This window comes from Aequitasia blattaphilus (assembly GCF_024721305.1).
Taxonomy (GTDB): domain Bacteria; phylum Bacillota; class Clostridia; order Lachnospirales; family Lachnospiraceae; genus Aequitasia; species Aequitasia blattaphila.
In genome coordinates, this window is the sequence record NZ_JAMXOD010000003.1 from 127,727 (window position 1) to 139,468 (window position 11,742).

Below are 11,742 nucleotides of genomic sequence, written 5' to 3' on the forward strand. Positions count from 1 at the left end.
CATAATATTTTTAAAAAACACTACTACTCCTTAGTATCCCATATTGCATCTTAAAAGTCCACCCCCTTATTTCCTTTATATTTGTGAAACAACGATTGCTTTTTCCTCCCACAACATGTAAAATTAAGTTAGTTTGAGTAAAGGGGATATGTAAATGAGCAAGATTCTTATTGTTGAAGATAGTGCAATCAACAGACAAATATTAAAGAAAATGCTTGATCAGGAATACGATATTATTGAGGCAGTAAATGGTCAGGAAGCATTAGATATACTGAAAGATGAATGGTTTAATCTTGATTTAATTCTACTGGATATTATGATGCCAGTAATGGATGGATATACCTTCTTATCTGTCATTAAAGATTATCCAGATTATATGACAGTACCAATTATCGTAACAACATCAAACGATAGTGAAAAAGATGAAATACAAGCCCTCGCCAGAGGAGCTACAGATTATATCCGAAAGCCCTATCATTGGCAAATTGTAAAGCATCGAATTAACAACATTATTTCTCTTCGTCAAACAGCTGCTATATTTAATCTTATCAAGTATGATCAATTAACTGGACTCTATAGTAAAGAATACTTTTATAAAATGGCAGCTGAAGAAATGGAGACACATCCAGAAAACACATACGATATTATCTGTTGTGATATCGAAAACTTTAGCCTCGTAAATGATGCCTATGGTTATGATACGGGAAATGAAATTTTAAAGTGCACTGCCAGTGCGGTGAACTCCTTCCTGAAAGATAATATATTATGCACGCGACTCAACAGTGATATCTTCGTAGCATTATTACCCCATAAGGAGCTCTACGACGAACTGTTTTTTACCGACTTAACAAATCACATAAATTCATGTCTGACTCATTGTAATATTGTATTGGATTATGGAATCTACCAGAACAGCAGTAGTGAAACTTCTATTTACACTGCTTGTAACAGAGCAATGTCTGTAATCGAAAAGGTGAAGGGTAATTTCACGAAAAACTATGCTTTTTATGATGAATCTTTCCGAAAAGACAAGCTTTTTGCTCAAAATATAACTGCTAATATGGAAAGAGCTTTAAAGGACAAAGAGTTTAAAGTCTATTATCAGCCTAAGGTTGACTTAAAAACCGGACAGATGATTGGCGCTGAAGCTCTGGTTCGCTGGGTGTCTCCCATTGACGGCTTTATGCCGCCGGGACAATTTATTCCCTTGTTCGAAAAGAACGGTTTTATATCCGAGCTTGACTGCTTCGTTTGGGAAGAAACCTGCCGCTTTATGCGTGAGTGCCATGACCAGGGACTTCCGAAACTTCCTATATCCGTCAATGTATCTCGTACAGACTTATATAACCTTGATGTTCCAAAAATTGTATGCCATTTGACGAACAAATATCAATTAGATAAGAAATATTTACATTTAGAAATAACAGAGTCCGCTTACAATGAACATCCCGAAATAATTCTGAAGGTTACTTCAGTCCTTCACGATTTAGGATTCATTCTTGAATTGGATGATTTTGGTACCGGCTACTCTTCATTAAACCTTTTAAGCGAAATGTCAATTGATATTTTAAAATTAGATATGCGTTTTGCTCAGAATCACACTACGAACAAACGTCAAAATGACATTCTTTCATTTATTTTAGACTTGGCCAAAAGAATGGGTCTCGTTGTGATTTCAGAAGGAGTAGAAACAAAAGAACAGGCTGATACTTTAAGAGATATGGGCTGTGGTCTTGCGCAAGGTTACTATTATTCTAAACCAATAACACAAGATGAGTATAAAGAAATGTTAATGAAACTTAAAGGGGAATAAAATATGAGTGAATTACTAACAAAACTTACAAATTATGGTGCAGACGTAAATGCTGCGCTTGAGCGCTTTGGAGGAGATGCTTCTCTATTTGAAACTTGCTTCTATATGCTGATAGAGGATGAGAACTTTGCCAACCTTGGCAAATATATGAAAGAAAAAAACTATGAAGAAGCGTTTAAATGTGCCCATGCACTAAAGGGGGTTGTGGGGAATTTGGAAATAACCCCTCTTTATCAATCAATCTCTTCCCTTGTAGAATCTTTAAGAGCACAAAATTATGAAGATATTGATTCGATATATCATCAAATAGAAACGGATTATCAATCCTTGTTAGACATTTAAAATAAAAGAAATGACAGGAGCTTGCAACCAGCGTTACTTGCTCCTGTCTCTTTTTTATTTCCTCCAATATTCCAATGCACGGTATACTTCTTCTACATCTACCGGCTTTGTTAAATGATCATTCATTCCACATCTCTTACTTTCTTCCCGATGCTCTTTGCTTGCATGAGCTGTCATCGCCAAAATAGGCATATCGTCAAATTCATGGTTCTCACGAATTAAAGTAGTTGCAGTTAATCCATCCATTTCTGGCATTTGAATATCCATCAGTACGATGTCAAGACTTTGCTCTTTTACAAGCTTTACGGCTTCAACTCCATTAGTCGCATAGAAAACTTCAACTCCTGCCTTTTTAAGAAGTTCTCCCATAATAATTCGATTGATTTCATTATCTTCAACAACAAGAACTCTCATACCTGATAAACGTTTTTTCTGTTCATCTAGAGATATCTCTTCCTTCACTATATGAGTTTTAGGAATATCAAAAATGACATGAATTCCAAATAAGCTTCCCTTATCCTTAATTTGTTGGTAGGTAACATCTCCTTTCATAAGCTTTGCAAGTCCTTTACTAATTGCCAAGCCCATTCCCAGACCTTCTTGTTTCTTGCTATAACTCATGTCCATTTGCGTAAGTGGTGTAAACAAACCAGCATTTCCTGCATCCGAAATACCTCTGCCAGTATCCTCTACTTCAACCCATAAACCAACTTTGTTCCGAAATTTTTTCGACTCTTTTTTTAGCCGGACTGTGACACCGCCCTCTGCTGTAAACTTCACACCGTTTGACATAATATTATAGATAATCTGCTCAAATTTAGCCCGGTCTCCCAGAACTCCTTCCGGAATATCCGAATCAATCTCCGTCTTGATATATAGACCCTTTTTTCTTGCAGTGTCTTCAAAAAGTTTTCCCAGATTTTCCACTACTTGTTTGGGATTAAACTCCTTGCTTTCAAGCTCTATTTTTCCCGCCTCAATGTCAGAAAAATCTAATATACTCTCAACTGTAGAATTCAGAATATGAGCCGAATGTATTCCCTTTTCAATAATGATTTGCGTGCTTTCACCAGTTCCCTCTATGTTTTTCACTTCATTTGCCATTGCCAATATACTATTGAGAGGAGTCCGGACTTCATGTCCTACAGAGGCCAAAAATTCGTTCTTTTGCTTCAGGTTTCCTTCTGCTATTGCCCTTGCTCTTTGAAGCTCATCCATTGCCGCCTTTTGTTCCCTAAGATCTCTCAGATATCCTACTACGCAGTAGTTTTCTCCCATGGGAACACGTACTAAGGTTATTTCTGTTGGAATCTCTGTTCCTACGTGTGTTCTAAAAGACCATTCAAATTTTATATGTCCATCAATAAAAGCCTTCATCACATAATCGGTGAATCCGCCATCTTTCTGTTCTTTAATCATTTGTGGGAATTGTATAATAAAATCCTCCCTGCTGGCACTTTCAAACATGTAAAGGGCTTCCTTATTACAATCAATTGGTTTCCCGTTTTCATCCCAGAACACACAGCTAAGAGGCATCGATCCCACCATAATATGAGATCTTTCCTCGGCCGTTTCCAGCCTTTGATGGGCAAGAACAGAGGAAAGAAGCGCTGCAATGGATTGAATCGTCTCTACATCACTTTCACCTAGTCTGGATAAAAAAGGCGTTTGCTCTACGGTTCTTCCTGTAATTAAAATTGCAACTTTTTTATTCTGTATTGTCACAGGAGAAGAAATAAAGTAAGGAAGCTTTAGCACCTCTCTTATCTCTTTCAGCCGTTCCTCTGAATCTGCTGCTGTAACTATGACCGACGTATGCTCATCTAACATTTCCCCTTCCAGATTTACACGCCTTTGTGAAATGTCCATAATTTCCTCTGGGGTATATCCTTGCAATACCGATGGAATAAATCCTCCCTCGTCATGAGGAACTAAAACCACTGTTTTTTGCATATTCAGAACAGCGTTCAATCTTCTGGCTACCGGTATAAATACGCTATCTTGTCCCGTAACTGTACGAAGTGAAACAGAAAGCTCTGAAAGGAGACTAAATCCTCTCCGTTTTTGCTCTAATTCATGACGAATCGAAATCATCATATTATCCAATTCCAAGATCTTCGCTGCGTTATGATTGGAAAGGCTGATTACCCCATCCAAAGGTATCTCATCCGAATCATCCTTCTGAGTATCTTCCCAGCTTGTCGCCTGTGAATTTTCGCTCTCTGCACTCTTCTTTTTAGAGTCTTTACTTTGGGTTAACAAACAAAATACACCCGTCCAATCAAGCCCTCTCGCTCTCCCACCTATCGGTGCAATCTCCACTCCGGTATATACACCTAATACAGGGACTTTATCTCCCACAACTTCTTGCAAAACAAGAGCATCCTCTATATCTCTTCCGCCATAACCTGCACATCTTCCGGCACAATCAATATAGATTCCCAGAACAGGCTCTCGGTCTCCTAGCTCTTGAAATAAACTCTCAATTTTAGGCTTCATATATTCTAAATTATTTGCACGGAACATTAGTTGAAATTTTGTCCCTGATACCATATCAGGTTCAAACATAACAATCCCATCTCTTTCTTTGTCAATTCCAAGGCAAAGACGACTGGCATAATTACTTTCGTTATATGGCTCCCAACGTTTTCCATGATTAATTCCAAAAGTCAAAAAGAATGGGTACTGTTCCGGCATTACAACAGATTCTATCATTCGGTCCACAAAAGGTATTGCTGGTTCTCCATCTATCTCTAAAATCACCGGTCCTTCCGCTTTGGTAACCGTATGATATGTAGATGCCGGTTCACACCCATGCATAATAGCATGGTCAATCTGTATATCATCTGAAAAAACCAACGCCATTGCTTCATGCTCTGTCAGCTTTCCATCAATAACGAGAGGAGTTGGCGTACACACGTGATCCCCTTGCAGCCCAGCTCCTGTCAAAGGCGGCAAAAAACCCAACCCTTTTTTCATCCCTTCTAACAACCATGTAGCCATCAAAAGACGCACCCCATCCTTTGAATGGTCTACTCCATCATAAAAGAGCATTGCTGAAGTGTCTTCCTTTACTCCAGCCTCTTTAAGCTGTTGTCCCAAACGATATCCTGTATCTTTTTCACTGGCTAAGAGCCCTTTCTCGTGATAAACCGAACACGCAGAGTTCTCCATCCAAAAACATGCAACACCAACTTGATTACCTGCGTAACCATATGTGTCATTGGTAATAATACCAACTCCACCGCCTCCATAAATTTGAGCCTGGTCTCCCACTACTGATTGAACTGAATCCAACAGCTCTTGATGACTATGGGTTGCCGTACCGAAAAGCAAGACCATATCACAGGGCTCTGTAAGCCCTCCATTTTGTAATGCTTTTCGAGACGCCTCCTTTCCAGCTAATACACTATCCGGATTATCACAATATCCAACCCCAACCTTCATACTATTCTTCCTCCGTGCTTCTCAACAAAAAATTTCTCATCTTATCAATTACTTCATCCACTTTTATCGGCTTGGTGATGTAATCATTCATTCCAGCGTCAAATGCCATCTCCACATTCTCATCATACATACATGCTGTCATTGCAACAATTGGTATGCTTGCCGCCTCGTCAATATCCAATGCCCGTATCGCCCTTGTCGCCCCATATCCATCAAGGTTTGGCATATGTACATCCATAAAAATCAAATCATATTTCGGATTATTTTTAAACTGCTTAACCACCTCTTCACCATCAAAAGCAAAGTCAATTTCTATGCCAGTATCTTTTAGTAATGCTTTCAGAATTTCTCTGTTAATCATCATATCTTCCGCAACTAATATCCGATTTTTCATAAAAATTCCTCTTCGATTTTTCTTTGTTTCCGATTCTTTTTCATCCTGTTGACTGCCCAAAACCACCTGGACACAGTCCACAATAAAAGAGGGAAAAATCGGTCTACCAAGATGAACCTTTGCACCTGCTTCAAAAGCAGCATCTCTATTTTCCCGCCATAATGCATCATTCATTATCACTGCAAGATTCTCTTGATTGTATTTTTTATTTAACCTGTTAGTAAATCGAAAGCCATGCTCTTCAATGGAACGATAATCAATGAAAATTAGTGAAAATTGTTCTCCGGCTTTTAGAAGCTGTTCTGCCTCTTCCTTTGTATCTGCTAAAGTACAACGAGATCCAAATTTCACCAAAATATCTTGAAATCCATAGCGCTCATCTCCAAAATCTCCAATAATAAGAAACTTAAGCTTTTCCCATGAAAGACTTGACTCCTCCGTGTTAATATCACTTTGTGTTCCTTTTTTTATTTGAATTGTGAAAATAAAATTTGCACCTTTTCCTTCTTCCGACTCAATCCAAATTTTTCCGCCCATTCCTTCGACAATACTCTTACAGATTACCAGCCCAAGACCTGTACCTCCAAATCTTCTTGATATACTGCTGTCGGCCTGTTGAAATGCCTGGAAAAGCTTTTCCTGCTGCTCTTTGGAAATACCAATTCCTGTATCCTTGACTTCAAAACGCAGTGTCAATTTGTCATCCTTTTCCCAATCCTTATGAACCACCAAATCAACGCGTCCAGATTCCGGCGTAAACTTTACAGCATTCGAAATTAAATTTGCAATCACCTGGGTAAGTCTTTGCTCATCTACAAACAAAGAATCCGGTACATCTCCATCTACTTTTAGTACAAATTCCTGCTTTTTGGCTTCTACTGTAAAGGTGGTAATCGTCACTACTTTCTTAAGAATTTCTTCTAACGACGCCTCCACAGGTACAATTTCAAATTTTGCAGACTCAATCTTCGAAACATCTAAGATATCATTAAGCAATCCCATCATGTGCTCTGCAGCGCCACTAATCTTCTCCAAATACTGTTTAATCTGCTCCATAGCCACACTATCTTTCGCCAACTGGCTCATACCAATGATGGTATTCATCGGCGTTCTGATTTCATGACTTATATTCGATAAAAACATTGTCTTCGACTGACTTGCCTCTTCCGCTTGTACAACTTTACTTCGATACATTATTAAAGCCAAGCCACAGGCTAATATAATTACAATAAGGGCCACCAAAAGAAGAATTGCTTGAGAATAGGCATTGCTTTGGGCCTGATGAATATAAATATCTTTTTTATCAACTCCGGCTACTATATTAGACATTTCACCATTGCTATAATAAACTGGTGCATACGCAGTCAAGTAATCTGCCCAGCCTTCTGAATAAGTTCCCAATGGAACTGTATTGGCTGTTCCCTCCAATGCCAAATCCGGATAAGGCTCTCTTTCCACCTGTTCTTCAACCAATCCCGTTTCCATTCCTGGTATATTGTCAATAATAAACTGCATCTTATTTGTTTTCGTATCCAACCGCAAATAATACGCATAAGCCAAACCTGAGTCTTTACAAAAAACCTCCAGCTCCTCTTTCATTTCCTTATAATTTTCTTTGTCCATATCCCCAACAGTCATGAATTCATCCAGTTCATCTGCTGTTGTCATTAATGCCACCGTTTTGCTAAGAGCCAACATCTCATTCATAGATGTCTCTTCAATAACTCTCGTTGCATTTCCGGCACGAGTAAGGGAAACTCCCGCAACTCCTATCACCACTAAAATCAAGAAAATAACTAAGATTAAAAAAACAGGTTTGTAACTTCTCTTCTTCATGTGCCCTCCATTGCCTGATTCCATTCCCTATTCCTCGTACAAGTTTCTTTGAATCTGTCGGCGCATTCTTTGTGCCTTTTTCCTCTTCTTTGCTCTTTGAATCTTTAAATGCTGACGATACAGTAATGCAGCACATATTCCAACTGCGAAAACAAATAGAAAGAAGAAGGTAACACGAAAATATTTTACTTTTTTGTAAATCACCTCAATACTATGAGATCCCTCTATCTTTGTAAAAGTAAATGCTTTATCCTTTTTGTTATACTCAACAGCCTTACCATCGACACGAACTTCCGAAATCTTTTGTCCTTTTACCTCTTGGTAGTCAATCGAGATTTTTTCTCCCTGCAAAACCTTTTGTATATCCTTCTTTTCTTTCCCTCCAACAGTCTGTATTACCTCCAGCTGTTGATAATAAGGTACTTCCGTTTGATAAAATCGTACTTTACGCTCCTGCGTATCCTCTACAACATTTACCGCTGCCAAAAACTTTCCCGGACCAACCACACAGATTGACTCTGGTTCATCCCAAGTTATATTTTCAAACTTAAAATCCAACTGTGTAGAAGACACAATATCCCTTGCTGAGATGGAGTACATATTAATAAAAGAGCCAATCCCCATACCTGCTGTCAAAGGGAAATTAACGATATAGTCACCTGACACACATAAGTCCTGGAAATTGTCGCCTTGTGAGGTATGACTAAAAGACCCTAAGTCATCTGTTATCTGAAAATCAGAGTTTAAAATTTTGAAACTATATCCACCTTCGTCATTTGTTTGAATTACATATTGATCCGTTTCTTCATCGTAGCCAATTCCTAAAACATTAAAATCATCCGCTATTTTAATCCGGTCTTCATACTCAAAAGTTTCGCTATTGAGCACATACAAACAGCCTCTGTTCTCCGGATCTGCCGCTGTATATAAGCTAACCAATATTTTCTTGGTCTTGGGATTATACGTCATTCCATTACAATGCTCATAATGAATAGAATCAATCCTTTTTGCCAAAGAATACTGCTCGACCTTGTTTCCATTCTCATCCTTATTGTTTCGGTAGTACGCCCTTAGAATATCTGGTGTATCTACTGTATCATCCTTGTTTTCCAAGGTAACAATATAATCTTCCGTCACACAGACAGATTGCACAAGTCCTTCTTCCAGATTTTCCTCAAATAACAATTCCCATTCGCTGCCTTCAAAGACAGACTCATCTGCAATTTCAGCATGTACTGTTTCTGGTCTGATCACCATTAATAACGCAATAAAAATCAGAACTATCCCTAACTGTTTCGTCCCCTTCATTCCAGCTCCCCTTGCGTTTTATAAAATTTCTAAATATCTAGAAAGGGCATCCTGCCAGGTCGGAAGTAACTCAAATCCGTTTTCAACCAATTTTTTTTGTTCCATCCTACTGTTATGTGGTCTTTTTGCTTTTGCCGGGAACATCTCGCTTGTTACTGGATTCACTTTAATATCGACTCCAGCCTGCTTAAATATTTCCTTGGCAAAATCGTACCATGAAATATATCCGCCTTGATTCGTAGCATGATATCTTCCATATTTCTCCGAAAGTGTCATATCCACAATTAATCTTGCCAGATCATAAGTATAAGTAGGTGATCCGATTTGATCATCCACCACATTTAACTCATCTCTTGTTTCAGAAAGCTTAAGCATGGTTTTGATAAAGTTATTTCCGTTCACTCCAAACACCCACGCAATTCGAACCGTGAAATATTTATCCAGATATTCCTCTACCGCAAGCTCTCCTTCGTATTTCGTCTGGCCGTAGACGTTTAATGGGTCTCTTTTGTCATCTGGATCCCAAGGTCTCTCCCCTGTTCCGTCAAACACATAATCTGTACTGATATACATCATCTTGATATCTTTTTCCTTACATACCTTCGCAATATACTTCGTCCCCAGCGCATTAATTTTTCGACACAGCTCCACATTATCTTCAGCAGCATCTACTGCAGTATACGCAGCACAATGAATCACTCCATCTATATCTAAAGGCAGCATTACCTCCCGAACCTTTGCTTCGTCTGTAATGTCCATTTCTTCAATATCAACTCCCACATAAGAATGTCCTCTTTTTGAAAGTTCATTTACAACATCATGTCCTAACTGACCCTTAACTCCTGTTACTAAATAGTTCATATATTCTATCTCCTTCTCGATTAAAATCATTCGTATACACCTATTATCGTATGTTTTCCCATGGTTGTCAATTAAAAGCAAAGAAGACAAATCTAAAGTTATATTTATAATTATTATAAATCTTTAATTTGATTTCAATATGCTTTAATGCTTTAATTAGGCTATAGAGAAGGAGGTAATCAACATGAACGACGACATGAAAAAGAACAAGAAACTCACCAACTCTGTGGGTGCTCCCGTTTCCGATAATACCAACTCCAATACTGCAGGCGAAAGAGGTCCTATGACCATGCAAAATCCATGGTTTATAGAAAAACTGGCACACTTTGACCGGGAAGTTATCCCAGAAAGAAGGATGCACGCAAAAGGATCTGGTGCTTTCGGAACCTTCAAAGTAACCCACGACATTACCAATTATACAAAAGCAAAGATTTTTTCGGAAATTGGCAAAGAGACCGAGATGTTTGTTCGCTTCTCAACTGTCGCCGGAGAAAGGGGCGCTGCAGATGCTGAGCGGGATATTCGAGGCTTCGCACTAAAATTTTACACTGAAGAAGGAAACTGGGACTTAGTCGGAAATAACACTCCTGTTTTCTTCCTTCGGGATCCATTAAGATTCCCTGATTTGAACCACGCTGTAAAACGCGATCCCAAAACCAATATGCGTTCTGCACAGAATAACTGGGATTTCTGGAGTATGCTTCCTGAGGCTCTTCATCAAGTAACGATTACCATGTCTGACCGTGGAATTCCAAAATCTTACCGCCATATGCATGGATTTGGAAGTCACACCTACAGTATGATTAACGAAAAGAATGAAAGAGTATGGGTAAAATATCACTGGAGAACCGTTCAAGGAATCGAAAACATCTCTGATTCAGAAGCTGCTGCAATCGTTGCCCATGACCGTGAAAGTCACCAAAGAGATTTATTTGAATCTATTGAAAAAGGGGATTTCCCCAAATGGGATTTCTACATTCAGGTTATGACTGAAGAACAAGCAAATAACCACAAAGAAAATCCATTTGATATCACAAAAATTTGGAGTCATAAAGAGTACCCGTTAATTCCAGTTGGACGCTTCGAACTCAACCGGAACCCGGAAAACTATTTTGCCGATGTAGAGCAAGCTGCTTTTAATCCTGCAAGTATTGTTCCCGGTGTGGGACTCTCTCCTGACAAACTCCTGCAAGGCCGGCTTTTCTCCTACGGAGATGCTCAACGTTATCGGCTTGGTGTAAATCATACCGCTATTCCGGTAAATGCTCCAAGGTGTCCGTTCCACGCTTATCATAGAGATGGTCAAATGAGAGTGGATGGAAATTATGGTGCAACTACTCATTACCAGCCAAATAGCTACGGCGAATGGGAAGAACAAAAAGAGCAAAAGGAGCCGCCTCTTGAAATCAAGGGAGCAATGGATTCCTATGAACCAAAGGATGATCAAACCGACAACACCTTCTATCAACCCGGTGATTTGTACCGTTTGATTGATGATGACAAAAAGACTGCCTTAATTGATAACACCCTTCGAAATATGGACGGAGTCTCTGATAACATCAGATACCGCCATTGCGCACACTGTTATCTGGCAGACAAAGATTATGGTACAAGACTAACAAAGGGCTTCTCTCTTGATTTGAACGAGGTGATTCGTTTATCTGAAATGTCTCATGACGAGCGAATGAATGCAACGAAATTCAAGCCATAATAAAAGTGCCTCAGGGTAACTGCACTTCGT

The 11,742-nt window shown here is 39.0% G+C and carries 7 protein-coding genes; 3 read left to right on the plus strand and 4 right to left on the minus strand.

Features of this window, described 5'->3' with window-relative positions:
- The first annotated feature begins 154 nt into the window (after positions 1–154).
- Positions 155–1,813 (plus strand): two-component system response regulator, encoded by a 1,659-nt coding sequence (locus NHH15_RS03215; RefSeq protein ID WP_262065206.1) that lies wholly within the window; start codon positions 155–157, stop codon positions 1,811–1,813.
- 3 nt (positions 1,814–1,816) lie between these two features.
- On the plus strand, positions 1,817–2,155 hold the full coding sequence (locus NHH15_RS03220) for an Hpt domain-containing protein (RefSeq protein ID WP_262065207.1): 339 nt from the start codon (positions 1,817–1,819) through the stop codon (positions 2,153–2,155).
- Positions 2,156–2,209: 54 nt separating this feature from the next.
- Here NHH15_RS03220 and NHH15_RS03225 read toward each other — a convergent pair whose 3' ends face one another.
- The 4 genes from NHH15_RS03225 to rfbD are packed head-to-tail and all read right to left on the minus strand — an operon-like array spanning position 2,210 to position 10,001.
- Positions 2,210–5,602 carry a response regulator gene (locus NHH15_RS03225; RefSeq protein ID WP_262065208.1) on the minus strand — a complete coding sequence of 1,131 codons (3,393 nt, stop codon included), beginning with the start codon at positions 5,600–5,602 and terminating at the stop codon, positions 2,210–2,212.
- 1 nt (position 5,603) lies between these two features.
- Positions 5,604–7,832 carry an ATP-binding protein gene (locus tag NHH15_RS03230; protein ID WP_262065209.1) on the minus strand — a complete coding sequence of 743 codons (2,229 nt, stop codon included), beginning with the start codon at positions 7,830–7,832 and terminating at the stop codon, positions 5,604–5,606.
- Positions 7,833–7,859: 27 nt separating this feature from the next.
- Positions 7,860–9,140, minus strand: coding sequence for a glycoside hydrolase family protein (locus NHH15_RS03235; protein WP_262065210.1), 1,281 nt, complete (start codon positions 9,138–9,140; stop codon positions 7,860–7,862).
- A gap of 18 nt (positions 9,141–9,158) precedes the next feature.
- On the minus strand, positions 9,159–10,001 hold the full coding sequence (rfbD, locus tag NHH15_RS03240; protein ID WP_262065211.1) for a dTDP-4-dehydrorhamnose reductase: 843 nt from the start codon (positions 9,999–10,001) through the stop codon (positions 9,159–9,161).
- A 184-nt stretch (positions 10,002–10,185) separates the two neighbouring features.
- Here rfbD and NHH15_RS03245 point away from each other — a divergent pair, with 184 nt between their 5' ends.
- Positions 10,186–11,712 (plus strand): catalase, encoded by a 1,527-nt coding sequence (locus NHH15_RS03245; protein ID WP_276008595.1) that lies wholly within the window; start codon positions 10,186–10,188, stop codon positions 11,710–11,712.
- The last annotated feature ends 30 nt before the right edge of the window (positions 11,713–11,742 follow it).

Excerpts from the sequence above, each read along its gene's own strand:
- NHH15_RS03245 (WP_276008595.1), top strand. The coding sequence starts at position 10,186 with ATGAACGACGACATGAAAAAGAACAAGAAACTCACCAACTCTGTGGGT.
- NHH15_RS03230 (WP_262065209.1), bottom strand. The coding sequence starts at position 7,832 with ATGAAGAAGAGAAGTTACAAACCTGTTTTTTTAATCTTAGTTATTTTC.
- NHH15_RS03215 (WP_262065206.1), top strand. The coding sequence starts at position 155 with ATGAGCAAGATTCTTATTGTTGAAGATAGTGCAATCAACAGACAAATA.
- NHH15_RS03235 (WP_262065210.1), bottom strand. The coding sequence starts at position 9,140 with ATGAAGGGGACGAAACAGTTAGGGATAGTTCTGATTTTTATTGCGTTA.
- NHH15_RS03220 (WP_262065207.1), top strand. The coding sequence starts at position 1,817 with ATGAGTGAATTACTAACAAAACTTACAAATTATGGTGCAGACGTAAAT.
- NHH15_RS03225 (WP_262065208.1), bottom strand. The coding sequence starts at position 5,602 with ATGAAGGTTGGGGTTGGATATTGTGATAATCCGGATAGTGTATTAGCT.
- rfbD (WP_262065211.1), bottom strand. The coding sequence starts at position 10,001 with ATGAACTATTTAGTAACAGGAGTTAAGGGTCAGTTAGGACATGATGTT.